Annotated in this window: 13 protein-coding genes; 2 read left to right on the forward strand and 11 right to left on the reverse strand. The window is 60.3% G+C overall.

All coding sequences use genetic code 11. The annotated features are described in order from the left end of the window. Positions 1 to 39: 39 nt before the first annotated feature. Complete coding sequence (gene urtA, locus QD357_RS08615; RefSeq protein WP_107108958.1) at positions 40 to 1,329, reverse strand: urea ABC transporter substrate-binding protein; 1,290 nt, start codon at positions 1,327 to 1,329, stop codon at positions 40 to 42. Between the two features lie 218 nt (positions 1,330 to 1,547). Here urtA and QD357_RS08620 point away from each other — a divergent pair, with 218 nt between their 5' ends. Next, positions 1,548 to 4,937: an ATP-binding protein gene (locus QD357_RS08620; RefSeq protein ID WP_107109437.1), complete on the forward strand. Its 3,390-nt coding sequence runs from the start codon at positions 1,548 to 1,550 to the stop codon at positions 4,935 to 4,937. After that, complete coding sequence (locus tag QD357_RS08625) at positions 4,930 to 5,847, forward strand: response regulator transcription factor (RefSeq protein ID WP_107108959.1); 918 nt, start codon at positions 4,930 to 4,932, stop codon at positions 5,845 to 5,847. Before QD357_RS08620 ends, QD357_RS08625 begins: the two co-directional genes overlap by 8 nt. Before the next feature lie 176 nt (positions 5,848 to 6,023). On the opposite strand, the gene QD357_RS08630 is transcribed toward QD357_RS08625, so the two are convergent. The 10 genes from QD357_RS08630 to QD357_RS08675 form a co-directional block, all read right to left on the reverse strand. Continuing rightward, positions 6,024 to 7,145 (reverse strand): branched-chain amino acid ABC transporter substrate-binding protein, encoded by a 1,122-nt coding sequence (locus QD357_RS08630; protein WP_107108960.1) that lies wholly within the window; start codon positions 7,143 to 7,145, stop codon positions 6,024 to 6,026. A gap of 181 nt (positions 7,146 to 7,326) precedes the next feature. Continuing rightward, entirely contained in the window at positions 7,327 to 7,680 is a 354-nt protein-coding gene (locus QD357_RS08635; RefSeq protein WP_107108961.1) for a DUF6867 family protein, read from the reverse strand. Between the two features lie 24 nt (positions 7,681 to 7,704). Further along, positions 7,705 to 8,433 (reverse strand): ABC transporter ATP-binding protein, encoded by a 729-nt coding sequence (locus tag QD357_RS08640; protein ID WP_107108962.1) that lies wholly within the window; start codon positions 8,431 to 8,433, stop codon positions 7,705 to 7,707. Further along, positions 8,430 to 9,305 carry an ABC transporter ATP-binding protein gene (locus tag QD357_RS08645; protein WP_107108963.1) on the reverse strand — a complete coding sequence of 292 codons (876 nt, stop codon included), beginning with the start codon at positions 9,303 to 9,305 and terminating at the stop codon, positions 8,430 to 8,432. The genes QD357_RS08640 and QD357_RS08645 overlap by 4 nt, the downstream gene beginning before the upstream one ends. After that, a complete protein-coding gene (gene livM / locus QD357_RS08650; RefSeq protein WP_107108964.1) occupies positions 9,305 to 10,696 on the reverse strand; it encodes a high-affinity branched-chain amino acid ABC transporter permease LivM in 1,392 nt (463 codons plus the stop codon). The genes QD357_RS08645 and livM overlap by 1 nt, the downstream gene beginning before the upstream one ends. Positions 10,697 to 10,700: 4 nt before the next feature. Then, on the reverse strand, positions 10,701 to 11,603 hold the full coding sequence (locus QD357_RS08655; RefSeq protein WP_107108965.1) for a branched-chain amino acid ABC transporter permease: 903 nt from the start codon (positions 11,601 to 11,603) through the stop codon (positions 10,701 to 10,703). Between the two features lie 305 nt (positions 11,604 to 11,908). After that, entirely contained in the window at positions 11,909 to 14,335 is a 2,427-nt protein-coding gene (locus QD357_RS08660; protein WP_107108966.1) for a GcvT family protein, read from the reverse strand. A gap of 189 nt (positions 14,336 to 14,524) precedes the next feature. Continuing rightward, complete coding sequence (locus QD357_RS08665; RefSeq protein WP_107108967.1) at positions 14,525 to 15,079, reverse strand: sarcosine oxidase subunit gamma; 555 nt, start codon at positions 15,077 to 15,079, stop codon at positions 14,525 to 14,527. Positions 15,080 to 15,086: 7 nt separating this feature from the next. Beyond that, positions 15,087 to 18,044 carry a sarcosine oxidase subunit alpha family protein gene (locus QD357_RS08670; RefSeq protein WP_107108968.1) on the reverse strand — a complete coding sequence of 986 codons (2,958 nt, stop codon included), beginning with the start codon at positions 18,042 to 18,044 and terminating at the stop codon, positions 15,087 to 15,089. After that, a complete protein-coding gene (locus tag QD357_RS08675; protein ID WP_107108969.1) occupies positions 18,041 to 18,319 on the reverse strand; it encodes a sarcosine oxidase subunit delta in 279 nt (92 codons plus the stop codon). The genes QD357_RS08670 and QD357_RS08675 overlap by 4 nt, the downstream gene beginning before the upstream one ends. Positions 18,320 to 18,322 lie beyond the last annotated feature (3 nt).

Genomic DNA, 18,322 nt, shown 5'->3' on the forward strand with positions numbered 1-18,322 from the left:
AGGAGCCTGCCCGCGACGAGCGCACACTAAAAGCTGAACTCAGGAACCCTTGCCGCCGCACTTGCCGGTGGAGACGTTGAAGTTGCCGCAGTTAAGCGGCATACGCCAATCCGAGATCAGGTCCTTGCTATCAGGCAGGTAGTCCGACCATTCCTTGCCGACCACTGCAGGGGTCTGCGAAACAACGTCGAACTGGCCGTTCTCCTGCACTTCGCCGATCAGCACCGGCTTGGTGATGTAGTGGTTCGGCATCATCGTGGCGTAGCCGCCGGTAAGGTTCGGCACGGAAACGCCGACGAGCGCGTCGATCACCTTGTCCGGATCGGTCGTACCGGCCTTTTCGACGGCCTTCACCCACATGTTGAAGCCGATATAGGCGGCTTCCATCGGGTCGTTCGTGACCCGCTTGTCGTTCTTGGTATAGGCGTGCCATTCCTTGATGAATTCGGCATTGGCAGGCGTATCGACGGACTGGAAATAGTTCCAGGCGGCGAGATGGCCGACCAGCGGCTTGGTGTCGACGCCAGCAAGCTCTTCTTCGCCGACGGAGAAGGCGACGACCGGAATATCTTCCGCCTTGACGCCCTGGTTGCCGAGTTCCTTGTAGAAGGGAACGTTGGCGTCGCCATTGATGGTGGAGACGACCGCCGTCTTCTTGCCGGCCGAGCCGAAGGCCTTAATCTTCGAGACTTCCGTCTGCCAGTCGGAGAAGCCGAACGGCGTATAGTTGATGATGATGTCTTCGTCCTTGACGCCCTTGGACTTCAGGTAGGCTGCAAGGATCTTGTTGGTCGTGCGCGGATAGACGTAGTCGGTGCCTTCAAGAACCCAGCGCTGCACGCCTTCGTTCTGCATCAGGTAATCGACGGCAGGGATCGCCTGCTGGTTCGGGGCAGCGCCGGTGTAGAACACGTTGCGCTCGGATTCTTCGCCCTCGAACTGCACGGGGTAGAACAGGATCGAGTCCAGCTCCTTGAACACCGGCAGGACCGACTTGCGCGACACCGAGGTCCAGCAACCGAACACGGCGGAAACCTTGTCCTTCTGGATCAGCTCGCGGGCCTTTTCGGCAAACAGTGGCCAGTCGGAGGCCGGGTCAACGACGACGGGCTCCAGCTTCTTACCGAGAACGCCGCCCTTCTTGTTCTGCTCATCGATGAGCATCAGCATGGCGTCCTTCAGCGTCGTTTCCGAAATCGCCATGGTGCCGGAAAGCGAATGGAGAACGCCAACCTTGATGGTGTCGTCGGCCGCAAAAGCTCCATGAAATGCAGTCGTCGACATGATGGCGCCCAGAAGCGCGCCGGAGACAAGAGTCTTCAGTTTCATGTGTAGTTCCCCTCTTTTTGTCTGCTGCAACGGCCCGTAAACAAAGATTAACCGTTGCCTGCCGCGACTATCCGGCAGCACCGGGGGATTCCACATACGTAATATGACGTAGGAAACGGGGCGAAATGTGCAGCATATTAGCGGCCCATGCACTTAAGGGCTGCTGCATTCCGTGTTACGACATCGGCTAGACTTGGAAAGACTGCTGAAGGATGGGCATGGCGGCGCGGCAACGCATCATTCCGGTGAGACGCGAATATAACCGCTGGGTCGCGAACCAGACGCTGGAAGACTATGCGCTGCGCTTCACCGCCAAAAGCGCCCGGCAATTTTCGTCACAGCGCATCTCGCAGACGGCGATCGGCGCCATCTCTTTTCTGGCGCTGGAGGCGATCGGCGGCGCCATTACGCTCTCTTACGGTACGACCAACGCCTTCTATGCCATCATCGTTGCCAGCATCGCCATGCTCGCGATCGGCCTGCCGATCAGCCGCTACGCCATCCGCCATGGGGTCGATATCGACCTGCTGACGCGCGGCGCGAGCTTCGGCTATATCGGCTCGACCATCACCTCGCTGATCTATGCCAGCTTCACCTTCATGCTGTTTGCCATCGAGGCGTCCATCATGTCGGGAGCGCTGGAGCTGACGCTCGGGATACCCCTGTGGATCGGCTATATCGTCAGCGCCGTCATGGTTATTCCGTTGGTGACCCATGGCGTCCGTCTGATCAGCCGGTTTCAGTTGTTGACGCAGCCGTTCTGGATCGTCCTCAATATCCTGCCCTTCGTCTTCATCGCCTTTTCAGATTGGGGAAAATTCGATCTCTGGCGTGCCTTTGCGGGCATACATCATGCATCAGGTGCGTCCGGAACCGCCGCTCCCTTCGATCTCGTGGAATTCGGTGCCGCTTCCGCCGTGATCCTGGCGCTGATGTCGCAGATCGGGGAGCAGGCCGATTTTCTGCGTTTCCTGCCGCCGGAAGGCCGTCGTAAATGGCGGCATCACCTGGTGATCTTTCTTGCCGGTCCCGGCTGGGTGATCATCGGTGCACTGAAGCTACTGGCCGGCTCCTTCCTCGTCGTGCTGACGTTGAGTTCCGGTGTCCCCGCCGATCGCGCCGCCGACCCGGCGCAGATGTATCTGACCGCCTTCGGCTATATGATCCCCTGGCACAACGCCGCGCTGCTGTTGATGGCCGCTTTCGTCGTGGTCTCACAGCTTAAGATCAATGTGATGAACGCCTATGCCGGCTCGCTGGCCTGGTCGAATTTCTTTTCTCGGCTGACCCACAGCCATCCCGGCCGCGTCATCTGGCTGGTCTTCAACGTCGCCATCGCCCTGCTCTTGATGGAACTCGGCATCTATAAGCTGCTGGAGGAAACCCTCGGCATCTTTTCGATCATCGCCATGGCCTGGCTCTGCACGATTTCCGCCGATCTCTTCATCAACAAACCGCTCGGCCTTGCCCCTCCCGGCATCGAGTTCAAGCGCGCCCATCTCTACGACATCAATCCAGTTGGCTTAGGCGCCATGGCGCTCTCGGCGACGATTGCCCTCATCGCCCATTTCGGTGTCCTCGGTGCGGTTGCCGCCTCGCTCGCTCCCTATATCACCTTAGTCATTGCCTTCATCGCCTCGCCCACGCTCGCCTGGGCAACCAAGGGCAAATTCTACCTCGCTCGCAAGCCGCGCCAAAGCTGGAAGCGCCTGACCACCATCACCTGCTCCGTCTGCGAACATCCTTTCGAGCCAGAGGATATGGCCTGGTGCCCGGCCTATGCCGCGCCGATCTGCTCGCTCTGCTGTTCGCTCGACAGCCGTTGCCACGACATGTGCAAGCCGAAGGCGCGGCTCAACACGCAGGTCGGCACCGTCGCCAAGACCCTGCTGCCGGAGACCGTCGTCGCCAAGCTTGCTACCCGTCTCGGCCGTTATGGCATTGCTGTTGTGGTGGCGTTGACGGCCGTGGGCGCCATCCTGGCGATGATCGCGCATCAGGTCGGCTCCGCTTCGCCGGAAACCGCAGCGGTGGTCGACCGCACCATCCTGATCGTCTTCTTCGTCTTCGCCGTCATTGCCGGTGTCGTCTGCTGGTTCTATGTGCTCGCCCATGACAGCCGGGTCGTCGCCGAGGAAGAATCCTCGCGCCAGAACACGCTGCTGCTCAAGGAAATTGCCGCACATAAGAAGACGGACGCGGCTTTGCAGAGTGCCAAGGAGGCCGCAGAAGCCGCCAACCGCGCCAAGAGCCGCTACGTCGTCGGCTTGAGCCACGAATTGCGCACGCCACTCAATGCCGTGCTCGGCTATGCCCAGATCCTCGAGCGCGACGAGACTATCCCGGCGCCGCGGCAATCCTCGCTGAAGGTCATCCGCCGCAGCGCCGAACATCTTTCCGGTCTGATCGACGGGCTGCTGGATATTTCCAAGATCGAGGCCGGCCGGCTGCAGGTCTATTCCAACGAGATCAACATTCAGGATTTTCTCGACCAGATCGTCGACATGTTCCACCCGCAGGCACAGGCCAAGGGTCTCGCTTTCGTCCATGAGCGATCCGCTGCCCTGCCCGATTATGTCCGCACCGACGAAAAACGGCTGCGACAGATCCTCGTCAATCTGCTCTCCAACGCCATCAAGTTCACGGATACGGGCAGCGTGCGCTTCGAGGTCGGCTATCGCAGCCAGGTCGCTAGCTTCACCATCGCCGACACCGGCCGCGGCATCGCCGAAAAGGACCTCACCCGCATCTACGAGCCCTTCCAACGTGGCGAGGCCGACAGCGTCCGCCCGATGCCGGGCCTTGGCCTGGGGCTGACCATCACCCGATTGCTCACCAATACGCTCGGCGGCGAAGTCTCCGTCGTCAGCGAAAAGGACAGGGGCTCGACCTTCAAGGTGCGGCTGATGCTGTCGGCGGTGATCCGGCCGATGAAGCCACCGGCGCAGGAACAGCGCATCGTCAGCTATGAAGGCCCGCGCCGCACCATCGTCGTCGTCGATGACAATGAGGATCATCGCGAACTGATGCGCGAAGTGTTGTCGCCGCTCGATTTCATCGTGCTGACGGCCAATGGCGGACCGGACTGCCTGACGCTGATCGAAGGCATCAAACCGGATCTTTTCCTGGTCGACATCTCCATGCCGGGCATGAACGGCTGGCAACTGGTCTCGCGCCTCAGGGAGAGCGGCCAGATGGCGCCGATCCTGATGCTGTCGGCCAATATCGGCGACGGTGCCGCCGCCAAGGACAGTGACCACAGCCATAATGACGCCATCGCCAAGCCGATCGATATCCGCCAGCTTCGCGACAAGCTCGCGCTGCATCTCGGCCTGAAATGGGTCTATGCCGACGGCTCCGTCCCCGTCCTGCCGAAACCCGCCCTACAGATGAAAAGCCCGGGGATAGAGCATGTGCGCGAGTTGATGCGGCTTGGCGAGATCGGCTACGTCAGAGGCATCGAAGCGAAGCTCGCGGACCTTGCCAAGCTGGACGAAAACCAACCCTTCACCGACGCTCTGCGCACCTATGTCCAAGCCTTCGATCTCGCCGGTTTCCTGGATTTCCTGCGCAGATTCGACAATGAAAAGGTAGAACCGATTGGCTGAGACCGCCCTTCCCCGCGACATAGTCTTGCTCGTGGACGACTCGCCGGAGGCGCTCGGATTCCTGACCGACGCCCTGGAGCAATCGGGCTTCTCCGTGCTGATCGCGACATCGGGGCAGGCAGCGCTGAACATCGTCGATCGCATCACGCCGGACCTGATCCTGCTCGATGCCGTGATGCCGTCCATGGACGGTTTCGAGACCTGCCGGCGGCTCAAGGCCAATGCCGGCGTCGCGCAGGTGCCCGTGGTCTTCATGACCGGACTGACCGAAACCGAGCATGTGGTGCATGCGCTGGAATCCGGCGGCGTCGACTACCTCACCAAGCCGATCAACGTCGACGAACTGCGCGCCCGCATCCGCGTCCATCTGCGCAATGCCCGCTCTGCCCAGAGCGCCAGGGTGGCGCTCGACGCCGCCGGCCGGCACCTCTTGGCGGTCAAAGGCGATGGCGCTATCCATTGGTCGACACCGCAAGCGACGCGCCTCGTCAATGCCGCCACCGGCAGCGACGACGGCCTCGATCTCGTGGCGAAACACATCGCCGCCTTCATGCGCGAACGGCCAGGCTTCGGGCGCGACAACCCATTTTCCATCAACAACGGCAGTCAGGCCGCTCTGCAGCTCGCCTTCCTCGGCGCGATCGGCCCCGACGAATATCTCTTTCGCCTGACCGCCACCAACCAGCGCGCCGATGACGGCGTGCTGCGTCAGCATTTCGCGCTCACCCAGCGCGAATCCGAAGTGCTGCTCTGGATCGCCAAAGGCAAATCAAACCGCGATATCGGCGAAATCTTGGGACTGTCCGCCCGCACGGTGAACAAACATCTGGAGCAGATCTATGTGAAGCTCGGCGTCGAAAACCGAGCATCCGCGGCGGTAAAGGCAGCGCATGTGCTGCATGAGATGTAACTGAGGTCATCCTCCACCGCATGGCGGAGGGAAGGAATTAGGCCTCTCGATCCAACAGCTTGCGCCCTCCGAAAAACCACGGAAATGCCGTCGTTACCGCCTGAACGCAAAGAAGCCCGGTCAATGACCGGGCTTCCAGTTCGAACGCACCGCCGGTAAGCCGACGATACGGATGATTACTTTTCGATTTCGGCGTAGTTGTACTTGCCGTCGGAACCCTTGGACCACTTGTACATCACGTAGTCCGGACGGGTGATGTCGCCCTTTTCGTTGAAGCCGAGTTGGCCGATGGCGGTCTTGTAGGGGCCCTTTGCCTTCAGCGCGTCGGCAACAGCCATCGGGTCGCTAGATCCGGCAGCCTTTGCGGCGTCGGCGATGACCTGCATGGCAGCATACGCATAGAGCGTGTAGCCTTCCGGCTCATAGCCGGCAGCGCGGAACTTGGCGACCAGGTCCTTGGAAGCCGGGTTCTTGCGCGGATCCGGCGCGAAGGTCATCAGCGTGCCGTCAACGGCATCGCCGGCGATCGAAGCAAGTTCGTTCGAGACGATACCGTCACCGGACATGAAGTGAGCCTTGACGCCCTGGTCGGCCATCTGACGCATGATCAGGCCAGCTTCGGTGTGCAGACCGCCGTAGTAGACGAAGTCGACGCCGGCGTTCTTCATCTTGGCGATGAGGGCCGAGTAGTCCTTGTCGCCGGGGGTGATGCCTTCATAAAGAACTTCCTTCACGCCAGCGGCGTTGAGGTTCTTCTTGGTTTCGTCGGCAAGGCCCTGGCCATACGGGGTCTTGTCGTGAACGACGGCAACCTTGGCGCCCTTGAAGTTGTCGGAAATGTACTTGCCGGCAACTGCACCCTGCTGGTCGTCACGGCCGCAGGTACGGAAGGTGTTCCACAGGCCGCGTTCGGTGAAAACCGGGTTGGTGGAAGCCGGGGTGATCTGCAGGATGCCGTTTTCGGCGTAAACTTCAGAAGCCGGGATGGAAACGCCCGAGTTGAAGTGACCGACAACGAACTTCACGCCATCAGCGACGAACTTGTTGGCAACCGAAACGCCCTGCTTGGCGTCGGAAACGTCGTCGCCGAGTTCGAGCTTGATCTTTTCACCGTTGATGCCGCCGGCCGCGTTGATGTCGGCAACCGCCTGTTCAGCACCCTTCTGGAGCTGAGCGCCGAAAGCCGCGTTTGCACCCGTCAGAGGCCCTGCAACGCCAACGATGATGTCAGCCTTCGCAACGCCGCTAAGCGCGATCATCGCCGACAGAGCCACGGCCGACAGAAGATACTTCTTCATATTGTTACTCCCAATTTTTTGAGCGGGTTCCGTTTGATTTGCCGTGCGCAATACCCACCAATCATCGCGCCGGTAAGCTTGTATTTCGAAGTCTGGAGGGCATGATCCCGAAAGTGTCGAGCTGTTTTGGATAGGATCAAGCCCACCTTGTGTTCAGACTGAGCCTAGTTTCGGCGCACTGTCAATTCTTCTTCTTCCACGAGAAGGCAGAAGTTTTTTCATACAGCCAATAGTAGTTGTTCACCATCTGGTAGGTGCGGCGATAACGATACCCAGCCGTCGAGAAAATAAGGAGAAGAACCACATCGAGGATATAGTTGCCGAGGTCGAAAACCGGACCGTTGAACAGCGCATGATGCAGGAATTGCAGCCCGAGGCCGATCAGGAACGTATAGATCACCGCCAGCGGATACGAGTTCCAGTTGCTCGCCACAGCGCGGCCGGCACGCCATGCCGTCCAGAAACCCAAAAAAACGATAATGGCACGAATGACGAGGCGCCCGCCGCTATCGCTTTCGAAGAAAAGTCCTTGCATATCAAATTCTCCGCAGAACGGGGCTCAATGGTGACCGCCTTCGAGATAGGCGGAACGCACTTCCGGATTGGCGAGCAGTTCCTGGCCGGAGCCGCTCATCGTCACCCGGCCGTTGACCATGACATAGGCGCGGTCGGAAAGCTTCAGGGCCGCAAAAGCGTTCTGCTCGACCAGGAAGACGGTGAGCCCCTGGCTCTTGTTCAGAACCTTGATGGCTTCGAAAATGCCCTTGACGATCAGCGGCGCGAGGCCGAGCGACGGCTCGTCGAGCAGAAGCAGCTTCGGGCGCGCCATCAGCGCACGGCCGATCGACAGCATCTGCTGCTCGCCGCCCGACAGCGTACCACCACGCTGCGACTGACGCTCCTTCAAGCGTGGAAACAGGGTGAAGATCTTCTCGACGTCCTCATTGAAATATTTGAGCTTGTCGAGGCTCGCACCCATCTGCAGGTTTTCATAGACCGTCATGCGCGGGAAGATGCGCCGCCCCTCGGGTGACTGCGCGATACGCAGCCGGGCGATCTCATGGGTCGGCATGTGGGTAATGTCGCGGCCGTCGAAGGTCACCGAACCAGTGCGGGCTTGCGGGCTGCCGCAAATCGTCATCATCAATGTCGACTTGCCGGCACCGTTGGCGCCGATCAGGCTGACGATTTCGCCGCTGTTGACTTCAACATTTACGCCGGCAAGGGCGCGGATATTGCCGTAATAGGTTTCGACGCCTTCAACTTTCAGAAGCGGTTGCCCCGTCATCGATGTTCGCCCTCTTGGAGGTGCTCGACTTCGGCAATCACCTCTTCCACTTCTTCATCTTCGACACCCAGATAGGCCGCGATCACTCTCGGATCGTTCTTGACCTCATCCGGCGTACCATCGGCAATCTTCTGTCCGTATTCCAGCACGACGACATGGTCGGAGATTTCCATCACCACGGACATGTCGTGTTCGATCAGAAGGATCGACGTATCGGCATCCTTGCGAATGCTGCGCAGGAATTCGTTGAGCACCAGCGACTCGCGCGGGTTGAGACCGGCGGCCGGCTCGTCCAGGCATAGGAGTTCGGGGCCAGTACACATGGCACGGGCAATTTCCAGACGACGTTGCGCGCCGTACGGAAGATCGCCGGCCGGATCGTCGGCGCGATCGACAAGATCGGCCTTCTCCAGCCAGAAGCGTGCCAGCTCGATGGCATTCTTGGCCTCGGCGCGATATTTGCCGATGCCGAGCAGACCAAGCACGGTAAAGCCGGACGCGCGCATGAGCTTGTTGTGTTGCGCGACCAGCAGGTTTTCAAGCACGGTCAGGCCCGAGAACAGGCGGATGTTCTGGAATGTGCGCGCCACCTTGGCTTCGCGCGTGATCCGGAAATCCGGCAGCCGCTCCAGGAGGAACTGCTTGCCACTCTTCTGATTGAGCGTAATCATCCCCATCGTCGGCTTGTAGAAACCGGTGATGCAGTTGAACACAGTGGTCTTGCCGGCGCCGTTCGGTCCGATCAGCGCGGTAATATCGCCGCGCTTGGCCTCGAATGAGAAGTCGTTGATCGCCATCAGGCCGCCGAACTTCATCGACAGGTGATCGACCTTCAGCAGGATGTCGTCGGGGATTGCGGTCACAGCGTTCATCAGCCGTGGCCCTCCTTTGTAAAGCTGCCGGAGACCGCTTTCCGCTCCTTGAGGAAGGCGGTCGGCTCGCGCGTGCCGACGAAGCCGCGCGGCTTGATGATCATCACGACCACCATGGCGAGCCCGAAAATCAGCATACGGTAGAGTTCCGGGGTGAAATCAGCACCGAAAATTATCTTGAGGAAGCCCATGTCGCGCAGCAATTCCGTGCCGCCCACCATGGCGATCGCGGCGATGGCGATGCCCTTCAGCGAACCCATGCCGCCAAGCACGACGATAGCCAGGATGACAGCCGATTCGAGGAACACGAAGGATTCCGGCGAGACGAAGCCCTGACGCGCGGCAAAGAACGAGCCGGCGAAGCCGCCAAACATCGCGCCGGTGGCGAATGCCGTCAGCTTCGTCGTCACCGTATTGATGCCGAGCGAGCGGCAGGCGATTTCGTCTTCGCGCAAGGCTTCCCAGGCGCGGCCGATCGGCATCCGCCGCAGCCGGATCGTCACATAGGCGGTCAGCATGCAGAGCGCCAGGATGACGTAGAACAGGAAGATCTTGTACCAGGCCGACGAGATCGGCAGGCCGAAAGTCTTGATGACGTTGTGCGGATCCTTGAGATCGAAGGTATAAAATCCGAACAGCGAGGCCTTGGTGATGTTGGAAATGCCGAAACTGCCGCGGGTAAGATCCGTCCAGTTGGTGATGACGATCCGGATGATTTCACCGAAAGCCAGCGTCACGATGGCCAGATAGTCGCCGCGCAGGCGCAGCACCGGGAAGCCGAGGATCATGCCCCACAACCCGGCGAAGATGCCAGACAACGGCAGCAGGATCCAGAAGGACAGGCCGAAATGCGTCGACAGAAGCGCGTAGGAATAAGCTCCGACCGCATAGAAGGCGACGTAACCGAGGTCGAGCAGGCCGGCGAGACCGACGACGATGTTCAGGCCCCAGGCAAGCATCACATAGATCAGGATCTGGATGCCGAAATTGTCGACATAGGTCAACGATCCCTGCGCACCGAAAAGCGCCAGCGCCAACAGCGGATAGACGAGCAGGAAGACCAGCGCTATCGCGTTAAAGTTCTTCGAGATGAAGCCGGGTTCGGCTTCGACGGGCGGAGCCTTCGCCTTGGCGGCTTTCATGGCCGCCAGATTGGGCTGTACGAACACCGTCATGACGAAACGGCCGACTGCAGCGATCGCGACGATGGATGCCAACAGGCCCCAGCGCTGAATGATGATCAACTGGTTGTCGATATTCTGCTCGGTCTTCAGGCCGATATAGAGCACGAACATGCCGAATGCGATGAGCGCTGTCCAAAGGGCGTCGGTAAGCCCTTTCTGGACAAGGCCGGGCGCGGTCTTGCCTGGAACGAAATTTGAACTTGCCATGGCGTTATACCTTTTCGACTTCCGGCCGTCCGAGAATACCCGTCGGCTTGAAGATCAACACGTAGGCCAAGATGCCGTAGGTCGCGACATCCTTGTACGCGATAGCGAAATTGCCCGACCAGAACGACTCGATGAAACCGATCATCAGTCCGCCGAGAACGGCACCCGGCAACGAGCCGATGCCTCCGAGAACGGCCGCGGTGAACGCCTTGACACCGGGAACGAAGCCATCGGTAAAGTTGGCGACACCATAATACATCAGGTACATCGTGCCAGCGACAGCGGCGAGCGCTGCGCCCATGATGAAGGTGACGGAAATGGTGCGGTCGACATTGATGCCAAGCAGTGCCGCCATCTTGCGATCCTGCTCCGTGGCGCGCTGGGCGCGGCCAAGCGCGGTCTTGTTGACCAGATACCAGAAAGCAGCGAGCAGAACGACCGTGCAGATGAAGATGATGATCTGCTTCAACGACAGCGATACGCCGCCGATGTTGTAGACATCGCCCACCAGCGTCGGGATCGGCTTGTTGCGCGGGCCCTGTGCGACCTGGATGAAGTTCGACAGCACGATCGACATGCCGATCGCGGTGATCAGCGGCGCCAGGCGGAACGAACCGCGCAGCGGCCGATAAGCGACACGCTCGATCACCCAATTCCACAGGCTCGTCATCAACATGGCGACGATGAGCATCACCAGAAGCATGATTGCCACCGGCAGTCCTGCAAACAGCGATACGAGAACCAGGTAAGTGATAAGAGCGGCGAATCCGCCGAGCATGAACACGTCGCCATGAGCAAAGTTGATCATGCCGATGATGCCGTAAACCATGGTATAGCCAATGGCGATCAGGCCGTAAATTGACCCGAGAGTCAGCCCGTTAAGGAGCTGCTGGATAAAATAATCCATATGTCATTTCCCCTGGATGCGGAGTTCATCGACCGCATCTCTTATTGGTTAGGGTTTCCTTCAAGAGGGCCCGTAGGGGCGATTCCATACTGTTTTCGAAGGAAATGTGAAGCCAAAAAGGCAGGAAATTGACAAAATCTTTTCAAAAGGCGGCGCAATGACGCAATTCGAGCCAGAAAAGATAGAAAAACAGCATTCTCTGGCTCAAAAATAGCCAAGACAATCCGCCTGTGTATTTCGGTCAAAAAAATCTCTTCAGAAACGGGCTCCTGAGAAGCCCGCTCTCTTCCCTTCAGACCTGACGGTCAGGAGCGCATGCGCGCACCTTCGGCATCGAACAACGGCTGCGACTGCAATGTCGCAGGCAGTATTTCGCCGAGCAGTTCGATCGACCATCCCTGCGTCTCGTCGGCAATCTCTTTCGGCACGTAACCAACGGCGACCGAGACGCCGGAGGCGTGCGCATAGCCGCCCGAGGTCACCCAGCCGCAGACGGCGCCGTTGTGATAGATCGGCTCATCACCGATAACATCGGCATCTTTCGCTGCGAGAATAAACGTGCGCAGCCGCAAGGCCCCTCCCTCCGCCTTCTCCCTGGCCGCCACCGATTTGCCGATGAAATCGGCCTCCTTGGATAGCGCCACGAATCGGCCAAGCCCCGCCTCCAGCGGCCCATAAAGCGGGCGGTATTCGCGTGCCCAACTGCCATAGGATTTGTCGAGGCGTAGCGCGTTCAATGCCCTAAGACCGAAGAGCTTGATACCGAATTCGGCACCCGCCTCCATCAACAGATCGAAGAGGTAGCGCTGATATTCCGGCTTCATCCAGATCTCATAACCGAGATCGCCGGTGTAGGAGACGCGGCCGACGATGGCGGGCGCCATGCCGAGATCCATGCGGCGGATGGACATGAAAGGAAAAGCGGCTGCGGAGAGATCCTGATGCGTCAGCTTTTCCAAGAGCTTGCGCGCATTCGGCCCCGCGATCGAAAGTCCAAGCAGCGACAGACCGAGCGCCTTCAGCTCTACCGATCCGTCCTTGGGCAATTGGCTCTCGAACCAGCGCATATGATAGGCCTCGGCTATGCCGGAGCCTATGACGAGGAAATCCCCCTCGCCCAGTTTGGCGAGCGTGAAGTCGCCTATCAGCTTGCCGTCATGCTTCAGCATCGGCGCCAGCGTCATACGGCCGACGGCCGGAATACGGCAGGCCAGCAGCCGATCAAGAAAGGCTTCCGCGCCCGGTCCCTTGACCGAATATTTGGCAAAGCCGGAGGTCTCCATCAGGCCGACGCTGTCGCGCACCGCCTTCGCCTCCGCGCCGACCACGTCGAAATCATTGGAACGCCGCCAGGAGAACTCATCCGCTTCACCCGCCGGCGCGAACCACAGTGCCTGTTCCAGTCCATAAGATGCGCCGAAGACGCCACCAGCAGATTTGAGCTTGTCGTAGATCGGCGTCGTCAGCAGCGGCCGTGCCGCCGGCAGTTCCTCGTTGGGATAGCGGATGGAGAAACGCCGCGCATAGTTCTCGCGCACCTTGGCGTTGGTATATGCCAGCGTCGCATAGTCACCGTAACGGGAGACATCCATGGCGAAGACGTCGAAGCCGGGATCGCCATGGATCATCCAGTTGGCAAGCGCCAGCCCCACGCCGCCGCCCTGGCTGAAGCCGGCCATGACCGCGCAGGCAGACCAGTAGTTCGTCAGCCCCCGCACCGGCCCGACCAGCGGATTGCCATCCGGCGAGAAGGTAAAGGGGCCGTTGATAATCTTCTTGATGCCGGCATTGTTGAAGGCGGGGAAATGGCGGAAACCGACTTCGAGTTCTGGCGTGATGCGCTCGATATCCTCGGCCAGCAGCTCATGGCCAAAATCCCAGGGCGTCGTCACCGGCGACCAGGGGCGACAAGCCTTTTCGTATGTGCCCATCAGCATGCCCTGCCGCTCTTGGCGCAGATAGATCTCGCCGTCGAAATCGACGCAGTGCATCAGCTCCTTACCGGTCGTCCTGTTGAAGTCGGCAACCTCCGGCATGTCCTCGGTGATCAGATACATGTGCTCCATAGCAAGCACCGGCAGTTCCAGCCCGACCATGCGGCCTACCTCGCGCGCCCAGAGGCCGGCGGCATTGACGACATGCTCAGCGACGATCTCGCCCTGATTGGTCATCACCCGCCAGGAACCGTCCTCGCGCTGCACCAGCTCCTCGACCTTGGTGTGCAGGTAAATCTCTGCACCGTTCTTCTTTGCCGAGCGCGCATAGGCATGCGTGGTGCCATAGGGATCGAGATGACCTTCGACGGGATCATAGAGCGCGCCGACGAACTGGTCGGGATCAAGAAGCGGCATCATCGCATGCGCTTCCTTCGGCGTCAGCAATGTCGCCTCCAGGCCGTTGTAACGCCCTTTGGCGAGGATCGATTTCAGCCAGTCGAAACGCTGCGGCGTCGCCGCCAGCATCAGGCCGGACGTCATGTGCAGGCCGATATCCTGGCCGGAATAGTCCTGGATTTCCTTGTAGAGCTCGACCGTATATTTCTGCAGCTTGGCGACGTTGGGATCGCCATTGATCGTGTGCATGCCGCCGGCCGCGTGCCAGGTCGAACCCGATGTCAGCTCGGAGCGCTCCAGCAGCACGACATCCGTCCAGCCGAATTTCGTCAGATGATAAAGCACCGAACATCCGACGACCCCACCGCCGATGACGACGACCTTGGCATGGCTTTTCATCCCGAAATCCCCTGTGTTCGGCGCGAAGTCGGCGAGAGTTTCCCCGCCCAACCGACCGTATTTGCAGGGCAGCCTAGAGACTATCCGTGAGGCCAAATAGCCCGAACTGCGAAACCGATATGTCTGTTTGCGCCATCACAATTGTTCGGATCGCGCCATTTATTTCCTGGCGCATAAGCCCTTAGCCGCTCAATCAGCAAACCCTGCCGTCAGGGCGAACTCGCGCCCCATCTCCATCAGCTCCTCGAAGACGCTTCCGGCATAGGAGCGAGGGACGATGATCTCGAAAAGGTAGGGGCCGGTGTGGGCCAGATTGGCGCTGACGTGGCAGCACAGCATGTTGGCCGACCGCCCCTCGGCGAAGACCTGCGGGTGCAAGTCCACAGCCACGCATTTCGCCAGAATACGCCGGACACTCGGACCCGAAAGGCGCAGCAGCACACGGCCGTCGCTTTGTTCGAAGAAGGAAACGCGGCCGGCATCCAATAGCGCAAGATCACGCGCCAGGCTCTCGGCTCCCAACACGTCCGACACCACCAGCCACTCGCCCGGCCCCGCCTGGCGCACCGAAATATCCGCCATGGCGTTCAGCGCCGCCAACGTCCAGGCTTCCTGGCCCGCATGGGCGAGCACGGAAAATATAACGGGACGGCGGACGACGGCGAGATGGTTCGGATTGGGTTCCGCCTCGAAGCCGGAGATGTGGTCTTCCAGCACATGCCGGTTCTGATATGCGACGCTCATCGATCCCTCATCCCAAAAGCTTCTTGTTGGCAGGATCGACGAAGACCGGATTGCACACCTCGGCAATCACCTCCTCGCCGCGCAACCCATCCCAGACGATCACATGTTCACCGATCCGCTCGCGGCCGGATTTCAGGAAGGCCAATGCGATGAAATGGCCAAGAACCGGTGAGAAGCAGGCGGAAGAAACATGGCCCTGATCATTCGCCGTCGACGGCTTTGCGCCTTCTTTCAGGAGGTGCGCACCCGCCCGGATTTCCTTGGTGGCATCGACTGGCTTCAGCCCGACGAGCTGGACACGATCGGCGGCGGTCAGGCCAAAGCGGGTCGAAAGCCGCTTGCCGATGAAATCCGGCTTCTGCGTCGCCATCATCCGGCCGAGGCCTACATCATCGGGCGTGGTGCGGCCATCCAGCTCATTGTGGGTGATATGCCCCTTCTCGACGCGGAGCACATTCAGCGCCTCAACCCCGTAAGCGCAAATACTGTGCGCCTTACCCGCTTCCATAATGGCATCCGCCACAGCCTCGCCATAGCCAGCGGGAACGGCGAGCTCATAGGCCAGTTCACCGGAGAAAGAGATGCGGAACAGTCTCGCCTTCAAACCGCCCTTCAGCATCACTTCTGCGGCGGCAAGGAACGGGAAGAACGCGTCGGAAATATCGTCCTCGACAATCTGTTCCAGAACCAGCCGCGCCTTCGGCCCAGCAATCGCCATCTGTGCCCATTGATCCGACGAGGAGACGAAACGCACGTCGAGCTGCGGCCAAAGGGTCTGGGCGCAGAATTCCATATGCGCCATCACCTCTCCAGCCATCGCGGTCGTGGTGGTGAGGAAGAAATGGTTTGGCGACAGCCGGCTCGTCGTCCCGTCGTCGAACACCATGCCGTCCTCGCGCAGCATCAGCCCATAGCGCGCCTTGCCGATCGGCAGTTTCAAAAAGGTATTGGAATAGAGCCGGTTGAGAAACTCCGCCGCATCCTTGCCGAACACTTCGATCTTGCCGAGCGTCGAGACATCGCAGAGGCCGACATTGTTGCGGACATTCAGCACCTCGCGGTCGACGCTGTCGCGCCAGTCTTTCTCACCCGGGCGCGCAAACCAGGCGGAGCGATACCAAAGGCCCGCTTCGACGAAGGTCGCACCATTTTTCTTCGCCCAGCCATGCAGAGGTGATTCCCGCACCGGCTGCGCATGCTTATCGCGCGCCGTACCCGCCAGGGCACCGAAGGAGACGGGCGTATAGAAAGGCCGGAACGTCGTCGTGCCGACAGCCGCCGGGCTGACGCCGCGCATGCCGGCGATGAGGCCGGCGGCGTTGACATTGCCGAGTTTACCCTGGTCGGTCGCCATTCCGCTCGTCGTATAACGCTTGGCGTGCTCCACATGACCAAAGCCTTCGCGCAGGGCCAAGCCCAAGTCTTTCGCATGCACATCGTTCTGGAAGTCGACGAAAGCCTTGTCCTTGGCGCCCGGCACATGCCAGATGGCCGCAAAGGACGGATCGTAATCGCCTTCGACCTCCGGCATCTCAGCCTCCTGCGCCCTGCGCCCGAGACTTTGGACGATCAACCGTGCCTTTGCAGCGCCATCGGCGAGACAGCCGGAAACACTGTCGATACCCGCAGCCGATCCGGCAATCTCCATCTCGCCGCCGACCGTCGGCGCCATGAAGGCCTGTTGCTCGTCCGACCACACCGGCTTTGCGCCACGCTGACAGGCAAGATGAATGATCGGCGACCAGCCGCCGGACATGGCAAGCGCATCGCAGGCGATAAATTCGTCCAAGCCGCCACGATCGGCAATCACGCCGCTGATGCGATGCCGGCCCTTCGTGGCCTGTACGGTGCCGCCATGAATGATGCGAACACCCTGCGGCGCAACATCTGAAGAGGCGCTGCGCGTATCAATAATGGCCGATATTTCGACGCCTTCCGCCGCCAGATCCAGTGCCGTGCGATAGCCGGACCCGCCATTGGTGAACACCGCCACCTTCTGGCCCGCCACAACGCCATAGCGATTGAGATAGCTGCGCATCGCACCAGCCATCATCACGCCCGGTCTGTCATTGCCGCCAAACACCAGGGGCCGCTCTTCCGCGCCGGTCGCCAGGATGGCGCGTTTGGCGGCGATGCGCCAGAGACGCTCGACCGGCAGATCGGGCGACGGCATCGCCACATGCTTCTGCACTTTTTCGACCGCACCGAAGACATTGTCGTCGTACCAGCCGAAGACCGTCGTGCGTGGCATCAAAGTGACGTTCTCGAAGCTCTGGAGTTCGTCGAGCGCCGCATGAACGAAAACATCCGCGGCGACGCCGCCGATCGACAATCTCTCCGACAGCAGCGATCCGCCCAGACGAAATCCTTCGTCTGCAAGAATGATGCGGAGCCCCGTGCGCGCAGCCGTCAGCGCCGCCATCAGCCCGGCCGGGCCGGAACCGATCACCAGCAGATCACAATACGCCCAGGCCTTCTCATAGCGATCGGGATCGGCCCGCATCGCCGTCTTGCCGAGACCGGCGGCACGGCGGATCAGCGGCTCATAAACCTTTTCCCAGAAAGCCGAGGGCCACATGAAGGTCTTGTAGTAGAAGCCGGCGCCGAGGAAGGGCGAGAGGAGACCATTGAACGAGGCAATGTCATACTTCAGTGACGGCCAGCGGTTCTGGCTGACGGCGGTCATGCCTTGATAGAGTTCGGCGACTGTGGCGCGTGTATTCGGCTCCCCGCGCCCATCCTTACCGATCGTCACCAGCGCGTTCGGCTCGGCCGAGCCCGCCGTCAGAATTCCGCGCGGACGATGATATTTGAAGCTGCGGCCAACGAGCAATTGGTCGTTGGCAAGAAGGGCTGCGGCGAGCGTATCGCCCTCCATCCCCTTCATTTCCCTACCGTCGAACTTGAACGAAAGCGGCCGGCTGCGGTTGACGAGGCCGCCGGAAGAAAGGCGATAGGCCGTCATTGCGCCGCCTCCTTCGCCTTGTCCGCGGCATCGGTGACGGAGAAGACCTCATGGGTGACATTGCTGCGGTCGACGATCAGCCAGCGGCGGCAACCGGCCGCATGGTGCCAATATTCGAGAATGCGCCCGCGCTCGTTGTCTCGGATATAGACATAACGATGCCAGTCTTCATCCGGTGCGGATGGCGCCGGACGATCGGCGGAAGCAGAACCGCGAATGGTGAACTCTTCTTTCGGGCGCGTGCCGCAATGCGGGCAGGTGATCAGGCTTGCCATTTG

This window comes from Rhizobium sp. BR 317 (genome assembly GCF_047445835.1).
GTDB lineage: Bacteria > Pseudomonadota > Alphaproteobacteria > Rhizobiales > Rhizobiaceae > Rhizobium > Rhizobium paranaense.